The organism is Vibrio sp. 10N.222.55.A1 (assembly GCF_041473835.1).
In the GTDB taxonomy this organism is placed as follows: Bacteria; Pseudomonadota; Gammaproteobacteria; order Enterobacterales; family Vibrionaceae; genus Vibrio; species Vibrio crassostreae_C.
In genome coordinates, this window is sequence record NZ_JBFRSX010000026.1 from 38,008 (window position 1) to 56,259 (window position 18,252).

Annotated in this window: 17 protein-coding genes; 5 read left to right on the plus strand and 12 right to left on the minus strand. The window is 44.5% G+C overall.

Features of this window, described 5'->3' with window-relative positions; genetic code table 11:
- Positions 1–2: 2 nt before the first annotated feature.
- From AB4493_RS08435 to AB4493_RS08450, 4 genes are all read right to left on the minus strand, one after another.
- Positions 3–374, minus strand: coding sequence for a CidA/LrgA family protein (locus tag AB4493_RS08435; RefSeq protein ID WP_372106241.1), 372 nt, complete (start codon positions 372–374; stop codon positions 3–5).
- A 25-nt stretch (positions 375–399) separates the two neighbouring features.
- Positions 400–1,824, minus strand: a complete 1,425-nt coding sequence (gene sbcB, locus AB4493_RS08440) for an exodeoxyribonuclease I (protein WP_017070926.1) — start codon at positions 1,822–1,824, stop codon at positions 400–402.
- Positions 1,825–2,030: 206 nt separating this feature from the next.
- Entirely contained in the window at positions 2,031–2,879 is an 849-nt protein-coding gene (locus AB4493_RS08445; protein ID WP_372154840.1) for a sterol desaturase family protein, read from the minus strand.
- A gap of 87 nt (positions 2,880–2,966) precedes the next feature.
- Positions 2,967–3,980, minus strand: a complete 1,014-nt coding sequence (locus tag AB4493_RS08450) for a DUF2804 domain-containing protein (protein WP_372154842.1) — start codon at positions 3,978–3,980, stop codon at positions 2,967–2,969.
- Between the two features lie 170 nt (positions 3,981–4,150).
- Here AB4493_RS08450 and AB4493_RS08455 point away from each other — a divergent pair, with 170 nt between their 5' ends.
- Entirely contained in the window at positions 4,151–5,185 is a 1,035-nt protein-coding gene (locus AB4493_RS08455) for an AraC family transcriptional regulator (protein WP_372154843.1), read from the plus strand.
- A gap of 4 nt (positions 5,186–5,189) precedes the next feature.
- On the opposite strand, the gene AB4493_RS08460 is transcribed toward AB4493_RS08455, so the two are convergent.
- Both AB4493_RS08460 and AB4493_RS08465 read right to left on the minus strand, forming a co-directional pair.
- Positions 5,190–6,140: a hypothetical protein gene (locus AB4493_RS08460; RefSeq protein ID WP_017065511.1), complete on the minus strand. Its 951-nt coding sequence runs from the start codon at positions 6,138–6,140 to the stop codon at positions 5,190–5,192.
- Between the two features lie 39 nt (positions 6,141–6,179).
- Positions 6,180–7,514: a sphingomyelin phosphodiesterase gene (locus AB4493_RS08465; protein ID WP_137002063.1), complete on the minus strand. Its 1,335-nt coding sequence runs from the start codon at positions 7,512–7,514 to the stop codon at positions 6,180–6,182.
- A 415-nt stretch (positions 7,515–7,929) separates the two neighbouring features.
- Here AB4493_RS08465 and AB4493_RS08470 point away from each other — a divergent pair, with 415 nt between their 5' ends.
- A complete protein-coding gene (locus tag AB4493_RS08470) occupies positions 7,930–8,451 on the plus strand; it encodes a DUF2058 domain-containing protein (RefSeq protein WP_010441213.1) in 522 nt (173 codons plus the stop codon).
- Between the two features lie 127 nt (positions 8,452–8,578).
- On the opposite strand, the gene AB4493_RS08475 is transcribed toward AB4493_RS08470, so the two are convergent.
- The 4 genes from AB4493_RS08475 to AB4493_RS08490 form a co-directional block, all read right to left on the minus strand.
- Positions 8,579–8,800, minus strand: a complete 222-nt coding sequence (locus AB4493_RS08475; RefSeq protein WP_017059142.1) for a hypothetical protein — start codon at positions 8,798–8,800, stop codon at positions 8,579–8,581.
- Positions 8,801–9,018: 218 nt separating this feature from the next.
- Positions 9,019–10,491, minus strand: a complete 1,473-nt coding sequence (locus AB4493_RS08480) for an aerolysin family beta-barrel pore-forming toxin (protein WP_372154879.1) — start codon at positions 10,489–10,491, stop codon at positions 9,019–9,021.
- A gap of 477 nt (positions 10,492–10,968) precedes the next feature.
- A complete protein-coding gene (locus AB4493_RS08485; RefSeq protein WP_017065514.1) occupies positions 10,969–11,730 on the minus strand; it encodes a YdcF family protein in 762 nt (253 codons plus the stop codon).
- 390 nt (positions 11,731–12,120) lie between these two features.
- Positions 12,121–13,005 (minus strand): LysR family transcriptional regulator, encoded by an 885-nt coding sequence (locus tag AB4493_RS08490; RefSeq protein ID WP_017059145.1) that lies wholly within the window; start codon positions 13,003–13,005, stop codon positions 12,121–12,123.
- Between the two features lie 132 nt (positions 13,006–13,137).
- Between AB4493_RS08490 and AB4493_RS08495 the strand changes: the two genes are divergently transcribed.
- Together AB4493_RS08495 and AB4493_RS08500 are read left to right on the plus strand one after the other, a co-directional pair.
- Positions 13,138–14,148 carry an aldo/keto reductase family oxidoreductase gene (locus AB4493_RS08495; protein ID WP_372154844.1) on the plus strand — a complete coding sequence of 337 codons (1,011 nt, stop codon included), beginning with the start codon at positions 13,138–13,140 and terminating at the stop codon, positions 14,146–14,148.
- 9 nt (positions 14,149–14,157) lie between these two features.
- On the plus strand, positions 14,158–14,550 hold the full coding sequence (locus AB4493_RS08500) for a heme-binding protein (RefSeq protein WP_372154845.1): 393 nt from the start codon (positions 14,158–14,160) through the stop codon (positions 14,548–14,550).
- Between the two features lie 112 nt (positions 14,551–14,662).
- On the opposite strand, the gene AB4493_RS08505 is transcribed toward AB4493_RS08500, so the two are convergent.
- Both AB4493_RS08505 and AB4493_RS08510 read right to left on the minus strand, forming a co-directional pair.
- Positions 14,663–16,036: an L-cystine transporter gene (locus AB4493_RS08505; RefSeq protein ID WP_017059148.1), complete on the minus strand. Its 1,374-nt coding sequence runs from the start codon at positions 16,034–16,036 to the stop codon at positions 14,663–14,665.
- Positions 16,037–16,221: 185 nt separating this feature from the next.
- Positions 16,222–16,917, minus strand: a complete 696-nt coding sequence (locus AB4493_RS08510; RefSeq protein WP_017059149.1) for an NAD-dependent epimerase/dehydratase family protein — start codon at positions 16,915–16,917, stop codon at positions 16,222–16,224.
- 718 nt (positions 16,918–17,635) lie between these two features.
- Between AB4493_RS08510 and AB4493_RS08515 the strand changes: the two genes are divergently transcribed.
- Positions 17,636–18,247: a flavin reductase family protein gene (locus AB4493_RS08515; RefSeq protein WP_372154846.1), complete on the plus strand. Its 612-nt coding sequence runs from the start codon at positions 17,636–17,638 to the stop codon at positions 18,245–18,247.
- The last annotated feature ends 5 nt before the right edge of the window (positions 18,248–18,252 follow it).

Sequence of the window (18,252 nt, forward strand, 5' to 3'; positions counted from 1 at the left end):
GATCAGTTACCTCTCGATAGCATGCGGTCTAAGAACCATGATAAGGACACCAACACCAGTAACGTGCCACCAACGGCGCTCGCCATAATTGGCAATGCGTTCGCGATGAGCATGTCGAAGTGATCCATCAACCCAACACTGATCGGAACAAACAGTAAGATCATTAGCCGGATAATCAAGCTTGCACCGGGTTGTACCCAGTGCGAAGGAACAATACCAATCACCATGGCGGCAAACAGAATCAACATGCCAAAAATACTGCCTGGGATTGAGGTATCCAAAAAGTGCTGTAACGCGTTACCTGCTGTAAGAGCACCTATGATTAAGGTGAAGGAGATTAAGCAGTAAACCAGTTGGATCAATCTTTCTTTCAAAGTGTTACGTCTCTTGATAGTGGAATTAGCTAGCTAACTTTTCTACGTATTGATAAACCGCCTTCAAGATAGCCATTTTCTTCTCGTCGCTTTCATGTTCGTGCGCGAGGTTTTCAAGGTTGAGCATGTACTCTTCTAAACGGCACTCATAAAACTCACGACAATGGTTCGCCCATTTCAATTGCTCAGCTTCGTCGAGCGTCCATGGGAAGTTACGCGCACGGTAACGGAACAGTAACGGTTTAATTCGTTCGTCACTGAAGGTGATATCCAAAGCCGCCAAGTTGTTCGGGTCAGTTTCGCGAATGATGTTCATCGCTGTTTTATCAGCAGGTGAAAAGAAACCGTCGTAAAGGTGTGTATCAACATCATCACTCTTTTCGTACTCGCGCTCTTGTGAATACAGGCCGATCAGTTTTTCGCGGATCTCTGGGTGTTCGCGCAGCAGTGCCAAGTTTTTCAGGCATTGTTGGCGATCGATACCGATGGTTTCAGCATTTTCAGCCGTTAGCGTTTTGGCTGGAGCAAGAATAGGGCACTTGTTTAGCTGAACCAATTTGATGGGTACGGGTAGTTCGTCTTCACCCAGTTCACTGCGTTTGGTATAGAGCCTTTCTCTGAGTTCATCAGCGTCCAGTTCTAACAGTGGGCTTGGATCTTTGGCTAAATCAACCACGATAACCGCATTTTGATTGGTTGGGTGCCAAGCCATAGGCACAATCCAGCTGGTGTAGTTGCAGTCACGGCCAAACATGCCTGAAACGTGCATTAATGGTGTCATGTTTACGATATCAACCAGATCATTCAGCTTACGCTTATGACGCATGTTGTAAAGGTAATCGAACATCTTAGGTTGCGCAGCTTTCAGCTTCTTCGCTAACTCGATGGTCGCAATAACATCGGCCATCGCATCGTGCGCGTTCTCATGTTCAATGCCGTTTGCCACAGATAGGTGTTCCAGTTTGAAGCTTGGATAACCTTCTTCGTTCTCTGGCCAAACAATGCCTTCAGGGCGCAGTGCGTGAACAGCGCGCATTACATCTAATAAATCCCAACGAGAGTTGCCATTCTGCCAGCTCCACGCATATGGGTCGATGAAGTTTCGGTAACAGGTGTAACGCGTTACTTCATCATCAAATCGAATACTGTTGTAGCCAAGGCTTGTGGTGTTAGGTTTCGCTAACTCAGCATGGATCTTAGCGATAAACTCTGGCTCAGGGAGACCTTGTGAAGCCGCTTTTTGTGGTGTGATACGGGTGATCAGTGCAGCTTCAGGCGCAGGGAGGTAATCAGCGGGAGGTTGGCAATAGATAACCAGAGGCTCTCCAATAACATTGAAATCTTGGTCGGTACGAACACCCGCAAACTGACTCGGACGGTCTTTTGCTGGGCTAACGCCCCATGTTTCGTAATCGAAAAAGAAGTAGGTTGGCTGATTATCTGAACTCATTGAATTTCCTGAACAGCAAGCGCGGAACGTTTACTGTGGCTGAAGGTTAGTTTTGTTCAGTATCTGATAGTATGCGGTACGCGTGCAACCCAGATCACAAATAAATTGCCGGAAAACGGTGCTTTACTATTCAATCGAGTCAGTGGGGAAGGTTTTGAAACCAATTGAGGCGGTTTCTTAGTTAATACAATCTGTCTATCGTCCGTTTAATCCGATGGAGGCGAGAGTATCAACTGGACTTTCTGCTTCATGGTTAACTCTCGGTTCTTCAAATCTTTGAATATGGCCTTCCATTCTTGAAAGGTGACCACTATCGGATTAAAACTGTTCACGGGTTTGGTGACGCCATAACGTACAGTTTCAACTTCAGGTTCGAATGTACCAAATAACTTATCCCAGATAATAAGAACGCCGGCGTAGTTCTTATCAATGTATTGCGGGTTTTTGCCGTGATGTACACGGTGGTGTGATGGGGTGTTAAAGATGTATTCAAGTGGTCCTAAGCTTCGTATCCATTGTGTATGGACAAAGAACTGCAAACCTAGATTCAGAAGCACCACAAAGATGACCCATTTAGGGTCAAAACCTATGATGACTAACGGTACCCAGAACAGCCACATTCCCGCAATGGGGTACATTAAACTTTGACGGAAAGCCGTACTGAAGTTCATCTGTTCTGAGCTGTGGTGCGCGACGTGTGCTGCCCACATCCAGCGAACACGATGGCTTGCTCTATGGAACCAGTAATAGCAAAAGTCTTGCAACACCATCAACACAATGAAACTCAGCACGCCCATTTCAATGTCCATTAAACGCCAACCAAACATCAAGAGATACAACTGCACGACCAATAACCCGGTGATCAAATCGGAGAGTTGATGCATTCCTGCAAGCGTGAAGTTACACATCACTTCTGAAAGTTTATAGCTGGAATTATCTGGCAATCGACCTTGCTTCTGACCGATAAAATACTCAGCCAACATGCACACCACGAATAAGGGCGCTAATACCAGCAGTAGCCATTCTGGGTGATTGATTAATGCGTCGATATTCATGTTTTATCCTTGTTGAGACGCCATACGCGTTCTTAGTATCAAGTTTACTTAGACTTGCTCGCCTGAGATTCAGTCAGCAGAATTTCGCTACCAGCGAGCAAAGTGATCTTCTGTTAGGCCAAGAACACCATCGAGTTGATGTGTCACTCCATTGTTGTCTTCAATCGAGCCAGAAAAGTGACCAATGAACTGACGAAAGTTACTTTTTAACAGCCATAAATTGAGCTTTTCGCTGCGATTATTTAAGGGCGTAAAGGTCAGGTTTATACGTCCATCTTGTGATGTTATCTGCCAAGGTAAATTGGTGTCTTGGCGACTAAACGCAAACTGTACCGGGTTAAGTAAGTGCCGAGTTCCATTGATCCATAAAACGTTCTCGCAGCCTCCGGTTTCATTGACGCCTGCTGCGAGGTTCAAGCCAATATCTGTCCCATTGGATTGCGTGTTGATGCTTGCCCAGCGCCAACTGGTTTCACGTCTCATGTAACCCGCTGAAAAGTCATAACCGGCACGAGCTTGTTCGAGAACGAGTGATTCTCCCTTTATTTGGATTTCACCGCTGATGCGCAAAGCATTGTGCTTTTGGGTGTAAGTCCAACCTGAATAACCCGTTGGGCTGCACATCGCCATGGGCAAGCTGTCGGTTTCAGGCTCTAAAGAAATATCGGCCTTGATGAATTTCGTATTCAAGCGAACTCGCCATTGTCCGCCCTCGATATAGAAAGCAATGCTTTGATCTGCAATGCTTGTCTTTCCTTCAAATGGTGAAGGCGTTACATGCTTATCAAACCCTAATGGCCTCAACCAAGATGACTCTTGCAGATGGTTGTTTTCTATGTCGTACAGATAACAAAATGCCGAGCCTAAGTAGCGAATATCCGCGATAGCGACGCCGATAATGTGTGTGTCGGTGACGATGCTGACAAACTGGAATTGCTTATAGTGGAAGTGCTTCTGCCAAGGGTTTGCTTTTGAATCCATCGAGTTTCGGTAGTCAAAGTTCTTGATGTTTAGGTGTTTAAGGATGCCATCGAAATGCCCAATGATCGGCTGACCATTAGAATTAATCAAACTGTGTGGGGCTGGGTTGGTTTTTATCATTGCGATGGTTCACATTATTTTAACAACTAAAGCCATTGTGCGATGAGTAGCGTAGAATTGGGAGGTCATATTCGGACAAGAGCGCGTTACCAATCACGATTTTGTCAGCATGTGTTGTTAAGGCTGAGTAGTCATGTTGATGGGAAAGGGCTCGATATAAGGAGAGACGATTGGAGATTATCGCGGAGTATAAGCCAACCGGACATAGGCACCAGTTGGGTACATTAGATATCGCGCTGCTGTTGAATACGCTAGAGCAACGAGGTATCGATATTGAAAGGCTACTCAATGATGTGGGTTTGCCGAACATAGATTGGCGAGACCCGAATGGAAAGCTGACTTACGCTGATAAACTAGCGTTATTTAGCGTGGCGAATCAGAGCTTTCCTCACGATGGCTTAGGGCTTTGGCTGGGGGAACACGCTAGCTTGAGCCACTTTGGTGTGTTGGGTTATGCGCTATCGACCAGTCAAAATGTCGGGGAGGCCATCAAGTCGGGCTTCAAGTATTTGCGCCTGAACGGTCCTATTTTCTCGGTTAAATTGTTTCTAGATTCCGATCAAGCAGTGATTCAGATTGAGAACACCTTGGAAGTGGGCGATCTGCTGCCTTTCTGCAGTGAGTATTTCTTGAGTTCAATCGTCTCTTTGTTCAAAGAACTGACTGGTCATGAGTTGGATATTCATACTTTGGCTTTGCCTTATACACGCACTAATTACGCCAAGCTCTATGACGATCGTTTCCAGTGCCCTGTAGTTTTTGAGCAGAGCCATTGTGAACTGCGTTTTGATGTATCGGTTTTGTCGCAAACCTTATTGACTCATGATGCAGCGACACTGAAGCGCTATCTTGCGTCTTGCCAGTCGATAATGGAAACGTTGGACTCTGAGCATCTGCTGACTAACCAGATCAAAACGATCTTTTATCAAACCGCAGGCAGTTTCCCGAATATTGAACAACTCGCGGATGAGTTTGGTTGTAGCTCTCGTACACTCAGGCGAGAGCTAGTGACCCATGAATCCAGTTACCAAATATTGCTTACCGAAGTTCGAGTGGAGCTGGCCAAAGAGCTATTACTCGGCACAACCATGAGCATTGATGACATCGGTGAAAGGCTCGGTTATAGCGACCCTGCAAATTTCAGAAGGGCGTTTAAAGGTTGGCTCAATAAAACGCCCGCTCAGTTTCGTGATGGTTTAAGTTAAGGCGTTACTTGCTAAAGAACTGCTCCCTGAAATCGGTGACTTGCTGTTGATAATAACTGTCCCAATCTTGTTGAGTCCAAGTGGCATAACTTGATGAGCGCTGAGAGTCTAAGGTCGCTTTGAGCTGATCCAGTTGCTCGTGATAACTCATCACGGTTTGTTGCTGTTGTGCGACTTGTTGTTCTCGCGCGGCAATGTTGCTGGCCTGCGCTTCATCTAAGTAGGCATCTTGAAGGTCGGCTTTGACTGATGCTACTTCAGCAGGGCTATAGCTGCTGGGTATCAAAGATACTGCCAGTTCATATTTTTGAAGCTGTGTTTCGGCGTTTAACGTGCCCGTATTGTTTTGCCATTCACTAAGCAAATCTTGATAGTTGGCCAAAAACTGGCTCGCTTCGTTCTTTTCAAGGGTGTTAGCGTCAAGCGTAAAATCCAGATGAGCAAACTGGTCAGCGAATAGCTGGTGGGCCAACTCTCCCCATACTTGTTGTGCAGATTGCTTGAATAAGGCAACACGATCTTCAAGAGTCTCTATGGATTCAAGTGGGATAGTGCTTTGTGTTAATTGCCAGTCAGCCGATAGCTGCGGATAGTCGCTCAGTAACTCAAACCATATGCCCGGCAATTCTGATTTCAATCGTGCGAGTTGCTCTGCGCAGTCATCGCGTTGTTGGCAAAGCTTCCAGAACCCATCGAGTTCATCGAACAAAGCCTTGCCTTCAAGCTCACTCAAGTTTTCAGCAAGAATTTTACCGTCCAGTGCTCCGGCTTGGGCTTGATTGCTGTGCGATGCGGAGTTTTCCGAACTAGCGGTTGCAGTAGGCGTGGAATTATCGTCATTAGTTGTCGTAGAAACACGCGGCTTAGGTTCTGTGTGTTGAGCAGAAGATAGCGCTGTTTCGTTCGTTTTTGATGACCACGAATAGCAAATAATGCTCGCCGTTAAGACGAGCATTAGGATTAATATAACTCGATGCATTATTGGTTCACCGAGTTACTTGATCACGGCGCTAACAGGGAAGTGGTCTGAAAGGTTGTAGTGCTTCCATAACTCACTGCTTGTTGATCTTGGGACATCCACGCGATTGTAGTTATGCGCTTTAGCGGCATACTCTGAGCTCACTACCACATAATCGAGATACTCAACGTTCTCGCCACCCGACATAGGCTCTCCCGCAAAGTTGTTGATGCGTGGGTCAAAGGTAGAAGCGGTGTAACCTGAGTATGTTGGTTCATCAGCCTGCAGGTTAGCAAACATCTGTTGATAGTCGCTTGGGAACTTGAGCTTGTTCACGTTGAAGTCACCGCTGTAAACCACAGTTTCTGATGCCGGGATATTCAGAGACTGCGCCAGTGCACGCATCTGCTTGAATTGACGTTGTCGGTAATCACGAGCGGTGTCCGTATCGAATGATGCCGTGTGGGTACCGAAAACATGGTAAGCCTGACCATTCTTGATAACTTCCGCGTAGTTAACACCTTTATCAGCAAAGCAATCTGTGCCCGTGCAATCAGGGAAAACATACTGCGCTTCATTAACGATAGGATAGCGGCTGACAATGATCACACCACCGTCGTATATGTTAATCCCATCTTTATCGAGCATTTTAGTTTGATAAGGATACTCTTTCGCAAGCTCACGCAAGAACTCATCTCTGCCGTTAGCAAACACCTCTTGAAGCGCCAACACGTCATAGCCCTTTACATATTGAGGGAGTAGGTCATAGCGGTCACCAATATGTGAAGCGATGGCAGGCAGCGCCCAGATGTTGTAAGTCATGACCTTGAGTGTATTGGCATCCGGCTCTGGTTGCTCATCCACTTTTGGTGGGGTGATGGTGTAATAAATATCATCATAGCGCGCTGTAGAATCGGCTTTGAGGGCTAGCTCTGCATTGACCCCGAACGCATCGGTTGTGCTGCGATGAATATTACGATCGTCATGCAATGTTAGGTTGACGTCTGCGGCACTCAAACCATGTTGCAGTGTCGAGTTATACCAATGTCCCTTCATGGTTTGGTTGAGCGTGACACTTTCGCCCACAGCGTTTGATACCACAGTGTCAAACTCATAGGTCTTCCCAGATTTCACACCAGTCCAGCGGTTGAAACTTATCAGCTTCTTCGTCTCCCAAGGACCAATCTGTTCAACATGCTGTTGCCACTCATCACCGAGTTGAAGCAGGTCGGTACCAGTGTGGTTGGCTTGAATGGTCATCACTTGATTGGTGTTATTGGTGAGATACACGTCGGTGTCTGCGATCGCAGAGGTCGAAGCGATTGATGTGGATGCCACAAGTGCAGCTAACCAAGTCCATTGAGTTTTCATCGTTTACGTTATCCTTATTGATTGATGTCTAGAATAACGTAGTCAAGAGTTATGACATTGGAGTTATAACTCTATGGCATTTATTCAAATATGAGATATATGCCAAGGTTTTATAAAATTGATTAACCATTGAAAATTAACATATTGTCTTATCGGAATGATAAGTGGTACGCGCGCGAATAATAAGGTCAGTTAATGCTTTCGAGTCGGTGGAACAGCCAATATTGGCGTGCTTAAGTGAAAACTGTGTGTCGCGGTAAAGTGGAGGTTGTGAGCAACAAGAAGGGAATATGGACACAGCTTAGAGCTATCAGCATAAATTTTGCGATTGTTCTGTAATTTACTCTTGTTCAGTAAACAGAAACCTCAAAAACAGGTATGATAGTGCCGTTTTTAATCCTGAACTGGGAAAGTCATGGCAAAGTTAACACTCCAAGAGCAGATGCTTAAAGCTGGCTTGGTAAATGAGAAAAAATTAAAGAAGGCGAAGAAAGGCTCTAAAAAGTCTCGCGTTCAGTCTCGTGAAGCAAAAGCGGCAGCAGAAGAAACTAAACTGGCGCAGCAAGCGAAAGACAAAGAGTTAAACCAACAGTTGAAAGAACAACAGTTGAGCAAAGAAATTAAAGCTCAAGTGAAGCAACTGATTGAGATGAACAAGATCGAACAGAAGAACGGTGAGATCAAATACAACTTCACCGACGGTACGCTAGTTAAATACCTTTACGTAGAAGAGCTGACTCAAAAGCAACTAAGTAAAGGCATTCTAAGTATTGCTCGTCAAGGTGAGAGCTACGTTGTTATTCCAACAGCAGTAGCGAACAAGATTGCTATGCGCGACGAAGAATCTATCGTTGATACGCAGGCAGGTAGCACAGACGAAGTAGACGAAGATGACCCGTACAAAGACTTCGTGATCCCAGATGATCTAATGTGGTAATCCGTTTTGCCTAGCTCCATTTTAATGGTTAGCTAAGTTTACAGGATCTAAGAATGCAGCGAACAATCACTCGATTGGCGCTGCATTTTTTTTGCGCGAAATGACTTCTGCAAATCTTATCTAACGTTCAGTGCTCTGACATGCCGTAAACAAGGCTATCATTGGCACTTGCATGATCGATAAAATCGGTATTAGCGCGCTGTTCGTGTTGGTCGTAGCCATCGAAGTAACAGTCGCCAATTTCATTGCGCGGGCAAACGTGAATGTGGTCTTTGATGACCAGTTCGGTAGAGCAGCATGGGCAGTGTTTTACATGTCCAGTGAGTACCGTAGATCGATTTGGTTTCATACACCCTCCTGATAGGCACTGTAATCTGATTGCCTATTTGCACCCTAAGTTACGCAAATTAGTGTGTCGTTATGATTTCATTTTTAAGTCAATGAAAAACGATTCAGAAAGTGAATACTTAGCGGCTAATGCAGATGTATGACTGAGAAAATGTAAGACGAATCAAGCCCAGAGCAGACGCAACGGGCTTGGAATAACAGCTGAAACTTTCTATGGGCTTATGGCTGCATTGGGGTAAGCGTTAGCTGAGCGCTGTTATAACCCAGTTGCGCTAGGGCTGCAGGGTCGAAGTCAGTCAGAACCTTGATGTCACCAGCGTAGTAGGGTGTGTAATCGCCTGAAGGTGTCATGGCGTTAAATGAATCAATAGAGTGCTCGGTACCAATATCGATCATTCCAGAATATTGTGACTCCGCACTAAACTGGCCTGAAACATAGGTGTAGAAAGGACGGACACTGGCACCTGCGGCGTACTGCATGCTACTTAAACCATTGGTGTTGATTGCCCAGCTCCAATCCCACCATTTCATCTCTCCAGGAATATAACGGTGATCCCATTGGTAGCGGATATTGGCTTGATCTTCGCTGGTGGTTCCCATGGTAAAGGTGTGAGAGACCGTCGGGCGGTTTGTTGGGTGTGAGCTTAGCGCATTGCCGCTATAACGAAGGAAACCTGTGAAGTTCACGTCGTAACTCATGCTGGTTTTGATACGGTATGGGTAAGTGATGGTAGAGCGTAAGAACTCTACTTGAAAAGGAAGTACTGAGTGAGCAGGCACGGTGATGATGGCTTCCAGTTCTGTTGGTTCAAAACGAGCACCACTGTTGGTATCGGAGAAACGTTGGCCATCTTCTAGCGCTACTCTTACTTCTGTCTTTCCAACTTGTGGCCAATGAAAGGTTTCATCAATGACGACTGAATCAGCAAGGTCGAAGCGTTGGGTTTTACTCCATTGTGTGGATTGCTCAAAATGAAGGTCAACGACGATTTGTTTAGACTGATCGTCGTCATTGATTGCATAAGCCGAGACGGTTTCAATCAGTTCTTGGTCGGTCTCTGTCATAGAACCGTGTAAAAACGATGTGTTATCGAGCGTGTAAGCGAAGTTATCAACAGTGATGCTTGTCTTCTCATCACAGCGATCACCGGCACAGCTTCCATCGTTATTGCCTTTAATCTCCCAACCATTGTTAAGCGGTTTTATTGCCATGTCTTGGCCGACGTAACGCGCGCTATCGCCTCCAACCCAAGCGTAACCGAGGTTATGGGCCAAGTAACTCAGTGGCCTGATAAAGTTCGTGTTGTCGCTGACTAAGGCGCGTTGAATATCAAGGTTATTGTTCGTTTCGATAGCTTGCGCTTCGTAGTAAGGCAGGCCTGCGTCTGGGGTATTGGGGTAGCACCAAGTATTGTCACTTGGTTGTCCTTGTTTGATGAGCCCGTGGTAGCCAGACCCCATGATCACCCAGTCATTTTTAAGGCCAGCAATGTCCCACACATTCATGCGAGATAGTAGGGCGGTTTTGTGTTCTTGAGCTTCTGTATTACTGAGCGGACGATAATCGGAACGGCAGATATCTTCACCGAGGTTATCCAATACGATTTGGTCTGAATATATCTTGGCATGAGTGGCAAAAGAGATGAAACAGAGGGCAGAGCTAAATAGAACGGTTTTACTGACGTTAAGCATGAATAAGTTCCTAAATGCCATTATTTGGCTCTTTTTATTAGAATCGAGTTATTAGATTTTATTGATATTATTTAAAGCCGAGGGGCTCTAGCGGGGTGTACTTTGTCATATAAAACAATGCCAAAAATACTGAAATGAATTGAAAATAAATACTTATAGATATCAGGAGGTTGTACTGATCAACTTGTTGTTTGATAAAGACTTATCTTGATGATTTCAATTAGTTTCAACAATCCAATCTATGGGTGATTAATTGTTGAACGTTTCTGTTTTTGAAGCCTCGTTATTTGGTATGTTGGCTTGGAAAATTTAGGCCAGCAAGATGGATTAGATAGGTTTATTGTTTAAAGGAGGGGGAAGTACTGAGTAAGCCAAATAAGGAGGGATGTTGTGATAAGCAAGATCGAAAAATGCAGCCAACAACCGTTCGATTGCTGCTGCATTTTTTATTGTTCGAGTTAACTTAATTGGAAGAGATTAAGCATCACCTGGTTTTTCGCGTTTGCTGTTCCAACCCATAAAGTTGTAAATGTTGTAACGAGCAAAGCCAATCTGTTCATGCAAAGCAAAATCTGTGACCGCAAAGTTGTACCACAATGGCAACCATGAAATTTGAGCAGCCATATAGTCGGCTCTCACTGGAATAACATTCAAGCCGAAGTGGTTGAAGTAGAGCTCGCTACGACGAATATGTAGGCCAGATGAAACCAACACAATGTTGTCGAATTTATGATGCTTCATTAGGTCACTAGTGAGCTGAGCGTTCTTCCAAGTGTTGACGCTATTTGGCTCTTGAATGATGTCACCCATCGGAACGCCAAGTCTCAGCAATTGTTGCTGATAAACTTCTGCTTCGGCAACACCGTTATTTTGTGCATCGCCACCACTGATGATCACTTTGCATGTGGTTTGGGTTTTGGCGCAATCTTTATATTGGCTGGCGGTTTCACTGATTCGGCCAAAAGAGAAAAAGGCTGGCTCAAACTCTTGCGTGCTTTTAATTAACTGCGTTCCCGCACCCAGAAGAACAATGGCGTTATTGTCAGACCATTGGATATCAGGCTTATTTTCGTAATCGGCTTGCAGATCGTTCAGTAAATAACGAGGAATTAAACCTGAACCAATCAGCACAAATGACGATATAAGAACAAGAGATAAAAACAGAGAGGTTTTTCGCCACTGAAGTAAACGTGTAAAGCCTACGAATAGCAGAAGAAGTAATAATATAATAAAGCTCATGAGGATCCTGTTATCGAACTGGTGCCAAGATGATGTGACATACTGAAGCGGTGCATCATATATCAGTTATGTTAATCATTCATAGGTAACTCATTGTATTATTGAACAAATGCACGATTTCTTTCTATCAAGAACAATCATCGATGAGAGCATTCGAAAAATCGCTTTATTATTGTTCGATAATCCCATTTTAAATATAGGTATATAAATCAAGAGGGTTATTTAAACCTTATTTCGTGTTATTTGATTTATCTGTTCATCGGTTTCCGTTTCTTCAACTCGTTAACTCAGCTTTCATATTCTTAAACTACCAAATCTTCAAGCTCTTAAATGATCGAGCTCTCCAGTTTTCAAGATCTTAAACTATCAAGCTCTCAAGCTCTCAAGCTCTCAAGCTCTCAAGTTTTCAAAGTAATGCTGAACAAATTTAACGAACACTTGGTGTTTCTTTGCCGGATAAATAACTTGCGGATAGAACAGATAAATACTGTTGCCTTGTTGCAGACATTCATCAGGCAGCACTCGCTCTAATTCTCCCAGTTCGACCTCTTTCGCAACGTAGTAACTTGCAATACGGATGATGCCACTGCCTGCCATAGCTTGTTGCTTAAGCAGGTGGTTGTCATTACTTGAAAGCCAGCCGGACACATCAATATTTACCGATTTTAAAGGCCACTCGGTTTGGTGCAGAGTTGCTAAGCATTGATGATCACTTAAGTCACTCACATTGGTAGGGCGACCAAATTGGTTAAGATAACCGGGAGTCGCGACTAAATCATGTTGATAGCTAATCAAGTGTTTCGCCACCATGTTGTCAGGTGGCGTATTGGTGGCACGAAACGCGATATCGATATCATCTTGATTGAGATTAAAGTTGGTGTAGCTACTGTTTATCTCGAAACGAATCTCAGGGTATTGCTGCCTAAACTGTTGGCAGATATCGAATAGATATACCTCAGTAAACATCTTTGGCGCAGTGAGGCGTAATAGGCCTTTGACGATGTCGTGTTGCTCAGAAACACTGCGTTCAAGCTGTAAGACTTGCGAGCGAATCGTTAAGCCTTGTTGTAACGCGCGTTCGCCTTCTTGGGTTAAACGAACACTGCGAGTGGTTCTGACCAAAAGCGGGCACTGTAAATCGTTCTCTAAACGTTTGATCTGTTCAGAAAGGTAGCTCTTAGAGATACCGAGCTTTTCGGCTGCCTTGGTAAAGTTGAGTTGCTGAGCAAGTTCTACAAACAGGATCAGTCGTTCTATTCTTTTGTGTTCGTTCATTCGCGCGTTCCTACCAATCTATTGTTCGTCATATCAAACAATCATTTCGTAACTAGCATATTCTGTTTTTTAAAAAGAACAATATGATAGAGGCATATTTCTGGTCAGCAAATCTTCTAAGCGAGAATCGATATGACGAACAGCACTGAATCTACAAACAAAACGAATGACAAAAAACGTATCCCATTATCAAATTATCTACCGAATGTTGGGCAAATTGCCTATGGCTGCATGGGGTTAGGTGGTGGCTGGAATGATAATCCAGTGACGAGTGCGGATGTTGCTCAAACACGAAGCGTAATCGGCACCGCACTAGAATCGGGCATTAACTTATTCGACCATGCGGATATCTATACCTTCAGCAAAGCTGAGCAAGCCTTTGGTCAAGCATTACAACAAGCGCCTGATCTGCGTGAACAGATGTTCATTCAATCTAAGTGTGGGATTCGTTTTGAAGGCGAGGGCAATGTTGGTCGTTATGATTTCTCGGCTGATTGGGTAGGCCAATCGGTAGACGGTATTCTCAATCGATTGAATACTGAAAAGCTTGATGTGCTGTTATTGCACCGCCCTGATCCTTTGATGGAACTCGATGAGCTAGCAAGAACGTTAGAGAACTTAAAAGCGCAAGGTAAGGTCGATTATTTTGGTGTGTCGAACATGAACAGCCATCAAATTCAGTACCTGCAATCTGCGCTTGGGCAACCCATCGTCGCGAATCAAGTTGAGATGAGCTTAGCCAAATTGGATTGGTTGAATGATGGGGTGATGATTAACTCGCAAGGGCACCATCAATCAGACTTCGCCGCAGGCACTCTTGAACATTGCCAATTGAATAAAATCCAACTGCAAGCTTGGGGCTGTTTGGCACAAGGCCGATTTGCTGAGCAAGGTTTGTATTCAGAACATGAAAACGTGAAAAAGACAGCGCACTACGTGGCTCAGTTAGCGAACCAATATGGCGTAGAAAGTGAAGCGATTGTGTTGGCATTTTTGCTTCGTCACCCTGCTCGTATCCAACCTGTAATTGGCACCACAAATCTAGAGCGAATCAAAGCTTCGGCAGTCGCGACTCAGATAAACCTGTCTCGTGAAGAGTGGTACAACCTATACGTGTACTCACGTGGTCAAGCACTGCCATAAGGAATGAGTATGTTGAATCAAAAGATCGCGCAACAATTGGTGTCTAATGCTCTCGATATTGCTGAGCGTAATCAGCAAGCAATCGCGGTGAGCGTGTGTGATACGCACGGTGAATTACTGGCGTTTATTCGCATGGATAATGTGAGTGCTCAAGCCGGATTGTTAGCACAGAACAAAGCTTATACATCTGCAAGAGATAGACAGCCAAGCGGTAACTTAGGTGCTTGGGCGAGAGAAACTGGTAAAGACTTAAGTTACTGGACTGACCCAAAGATCACTGGCTTTAAAGGCGGTGTTCCCATTGAATTAAATGGGCAGGTGATTGGCGCTATTGGTGTCAGCGGATTAAGTGAAGACGACGATGAAGCACTTGCCGAAAAAGTCATTCAACTTGTGTTCTAAGCTGTTGCTCGTGAAGTAATGGAAGTTAGAAGTAACAGATAATAAAAAACCGATGCATGTGCATCGGTTTTTTTGTTTAACGAGACTCAAGTGCTTGAATCAATCGAACCCATTAAGCGTTCGCTTGTTCCAGATCTTGTTGCTTGTCTTTCTTGCCTAATAGGCGGCTTGTGATCGTACCGGCTGTCATAGCACCAGATACGTTAAGCGCCGTACGTGCCATATCGATAAGTGGCTCGATAGAGATAAGCAGTGCTGCAATCGTTACAGGAAGGCCCATAGCAGGAAGTACGATAAGCGCCGCGAACGTTGCACCGCCACCTACGCCAGCAATACCGAATGAGCTCACTGTGATAATAGCAATCAGAGACAGAATGAAGTTGATGTCCATTGGGTCGATGCCAACTGTAGGCGCAACCATGACTGCTAGCATTGCAGGGTAGATACCCGCACAACCGTTTTGACCAATCGTCGCACCGAAAGAGGCAGACAGGTTAGCAATCGCTGGTGGCACGTTTAGCTTAGTGATTTGAGCTTCAACGTTCAGTGGAATTGTTGCTGCAGAACTACGAGACGTGAAAGCGAACGTCAGTACAGGCCAGATCTTTTGGAAGTACTCTTTCGGGTTTACACCAACAAAAGAAACCAACACACCGTGTACGACGAACATCAGTAGAATCGCAACGTAAGATGCAACGATGAAACCCAGTAGGCTGAGGATGTCAGAAGCACTTGATGTTGCAACTACCTTCGCCATTAACGCTGCGATGCCGTATGGCGTTAGTGCCATGATCATCTTAACTAAGCGCATAACGATAGATTGTGACGCTTCAACGAAAGTACGGATTGGAGATTCTAGTTCTTCTTTCTCTGCCATCACTTTACGAGCAGCGATGCCCGTTAGCACACCAAAGATAACAACCGCGATGATAGACGTAGAGCGAGCCCCCGTTAGGTCTGCAAATGGGTTAGTCGGAATAAAGCTGATCAGCATTTGTGGAATTGTTAGGTCTGAAACACTACCGATGCGGCTTTCAAGTGTTGCGATACGTGCTGTTTCGCGAGCGCCTTCTGTTAAACCTTCAGCAGACAGGCCGAATGCTTGCGTTACAACAATACCAACAATCGCAGAAATCGCGGTTGTTGCTAACAGTACAGAAATGGTGATACCAGAAATCTTGCCCAGTGAGCCGCCTTTTTCAAGCTTCACTACTGCTGCAATCATTGAAACCAATACTAATGGCATGATCACCATTTTCAGTAGGCCAACATAACCACGGCCAACAATATTTACCCAGTCTAGTGTTTCGTTGATGACCGGATTGCCTTCACCAAATAACAGCTGTAGACCAAGACCAAATGCGCTACCAAATACTAAACCGAGTAAAACGAGGCGAGAAAGTGTGTTTTCTTTTTTCTGCTGTCCGTAGAGAAAAAAGAGGATACCAGTGAATACCGCTAAGGCAGCGATAGCTGAAAATGACATTTGTTTTCCTTATGAATCTCTTTAAATCGATAGGGCGCTTAGATATATGGGCGCAAATACTGTTAGCTACAGTAGCGACCTGTAACAAAACGTAAAATAAGGAAAAGTAATTTATTAGAACGATTAGTAATATCCACTCAATAGGATGGGTGGATATTCAACATTGTGATGAATAGGTGAGCTTTTTAGCGATATTTTGCCAATAAATTGAGCATGTCACTTGACGAGTAAATTTCGATATTTTGGAAATTATTTTCGAATAACCGGAACAACATTGCTTTGGCTACGTCTTCCGACTGAATAGGGCGTAGGTTTTTGAACTTACCAAGCATAAATGGAGACAGCAGAGGAAAGACACTTTGCAGGAGTTTTTCATCAGCTCTAGGTTCATCACGCTCACCCACCAGAGGCCCAGGGCGTGCGATGAAAAGCTGCTTGAAGCCAATACGTTTTAAATTTTGTTCCATTTGTCCTTTACAGCGAAGGTAGTGCGAATAGGAATCTGGTGAAGCGCCATAGCTAGAAACGACCGCTACGCGTTGAACCCCAAGAAACTTCATCGACTGTGCGACTTGGCTAACCAGTTCCACATCGATTTTGCGAAGCGCTTCTTTTGATCCTGCCTTTTTCTTAGTCGTACCTAAGCAGATAACGCCAAGATTAGGCGTCGCATTCGTGTCATCCCAACTGGTAACTTGCAGGTCGCTGTGAATGAGTGTGTGGAGCTTGTTGGAATCAAACTGTGAATCTAACGCTCGGCGAGATAGGGCATAGATATGATCAACGGCGGGTTCATCGATGAGCAACTTCATCACATGATGACCAATTAACCCGGTTGCACCAGCCACCACGACCGATGTTTTGTCTCCAGAAATGCTCATTTTAATCCCTTCTTCACTCCACAAGTGCTTGTTTAATATAAACAGTGTTTGAATTTTAAGCGAATAAAAGTTTGTTAAACGAGTGGTCAGTAGTATGTGGGGAGTCGCCTGTTTATGGAAAAAGAGATGATTTAGTTTGGCTCGACGCATAAGTACGGTCTGAAGCATAAGTACGATATGAAACATAATGGCGGTGGGAAAGATAAATGCGGTTTGAAACTTAAGTTAGGCGTTAAACATAACAAAGCCCGCTGGGCGACGGGCTTTGTTACTTTTCTTGCTTCTTACTAGGTAAAGGACAGTGGGATTTTCCTTACCTTTTTGCTAGCTTTCTTACTTGATTTATTTGGTTTTCTTTTACTTGAATTTGGAATCATTACACCTCCTAAATCGTTGTTCTGTTTTGTCTTTCAATCGATTGTCTTTCTTCGTGTAGCGTCAGTGTTGTGGGCATTCACTGTATGGGTACTTATCAATGGAGAGATTAATAAGTAATTTAGATAAGGCATAAACGATGCCAAAATGTAAGTTATTGATAAATCTATTATCAGTATTATTTGTGTTTTAGGGTTCGTCAATTTGACTGTCAATCTGAGAAAAAACCAGTGTGATCTGTTTAAATTAAGAACACTCTCTGCGGTTTCTGCCACATAGCCATAGATACAGCCTTGCTTAACACGTAAACTGAGTCGTAATTCACATAGACCAAGGACGTGCTATGAACCTCAAGCTTGATACTCTTGCTCCCACTCAGATTTATCACCTGATGACACAAACCGTCGTTCCTCGCCCGATAGCGTGGGCATTGACGGAATCTTCTGACCAAGAGTACAACCTAGCGCCTTTCTCTTATTTCACGCCTGTTTCCAGCAATCCGCCGCTACTGATGCTATCGGTCGGGAAAAAGCCATCGGGCGAAATCAAAGACACCACTCGTAATGCCCTTGAAACGGGTAAGTTGGTCATTCATATCGCGTCAGCAAGTTCTGCAGAAGTAATGACGGCGACAGCAGCCACGCTCGACCATGGTGAGTCTGAAGTAACCGCGAATAATATCGAGTTGGTTGAGTTTGAAGGCTTTTCTTTACCTAGAGTGAAGGAGTGCGCTGTGGCTTTTGGTTGTACATTGTATGAAGTTAAAGAAGTCGGTGAGGTACCGCAAAGCCTTATTTTTGCTCAAGTTGAACAGGTGTATATCTCTGAAGGTGTGATCGATAAAGAGAGCGAACGCTTGAAGATTGATGCACTAGCACTTGATCCTTTATCTCGACTAGGCGGAGGCGAATACGCCACGCTGTCCAATGTGTTCTCTGTCGCTCGTCCTAAGTAAGCGTT

Bases quoted from the DNA above. Each gene is read 5' to 3' on its own strand.
- sbcB (WP_017070926.1), bottom strand. From the start codon at position 1,824: ATGAGTTCAGATAATCAGCCAACCTACTTCTTTTTCGATTACGAAACA.
- AB4493_RS08445 (WP_372154840.1), bottom strand. From the start codon at position 2,879: ATGAATATCGACGCATTAATCAATCACCCAGAATGGCTACTGCTGGTA.
- AB4493_RS08450 (WP_372154842.1), bottom strand. From the start codon at position 3,980: ATGATAAAAACCAACCCAGCCCCACACAGTTTGATTAATTCTAATGGT.
- AB4493_RS08460 (WP_017065511.1), bottom strand. From the start codon at position 6,140: ATGCTCGTCTTAACGGCGAGCATTATTTGCTATTCGTGGTCATCAAAA.
- AB4493_RS08465 (WP_137002063.1), bottom strand. From the start codon at position 7,514: ATGAAAACTCAATGGACTTGGTTAGCTGCACTTGTGGCATCCACATCA.
- AB4493_RS08470 (WP_010441213.1), top strand. From the start codon at position 7,930: ATGGCAAAGTTAACACTCCAAGAGCAGATGCTTAAAGCTGGCTTGGTA.
- AB4493_RS08475 (WP_017059142.1), bottom strand. From the start codon at position 8,800: ATGAAACCAAATCGATCTACGGTACTCACTGGACATGTAAAACACTGC.
- AB4493_RS08480 (WP_372154879.1), bottom strand. From the start codon at position 10,491: ATGCTTAACGTCAGTAAAACCGTTCTATTTAGCTCTGCCCTCTGTTTC.
- AB4493_RS08485 (WP_017065514.1), bottom strand. From the start codon at position 11,730: ATGAGCTTTATTATATTATTACTTCTTCTGCTATTCGTAGGCTTTACA.
- AB4493_RS08490 (WP_017059145.1), bottom strand. From the start codon at position 13,005: ATGAACGAACACAAAAGAATAGAACGACTGATCCTGTTTGTAGAACTT.
- AB4493_RS08495 (WP_372154844.1), top strand. From the start codon at position 13,138: ATGACGAACAGCACTGAATCTACAAACAAAACGAATGACAAAAAACGT.
- AB4493_RS08500 (WP_372154845.1), top strand. From the start codon at position 14,158: ATGTTGAATCAAAAGATCGCGCAACAATTGGTGTCTAATGCTCTCGAT.
- AB4493_RS08505 (WP_017059148.1), bottom strand. From the start codon at position 16,036: ATGTCATTTTCAGCTATCGCTGCCTTAGCGGTATTCACTGGTATCCTC.
- AB4493_RS08510 (WP_017059149.1), bottom strand. From the start codon at position 16,917: ATGAGCATTTCTGGAGACAAAACATCGGTCGTGGTGGCTGGTGCAACC.
- AB4493_RS08515 (WP_372154846.1), top strand. From the start codon at position 17,636: ATGAACCTCAAGCTTGATACTCTTGCTCCCACTCAGATTTATCACCTG.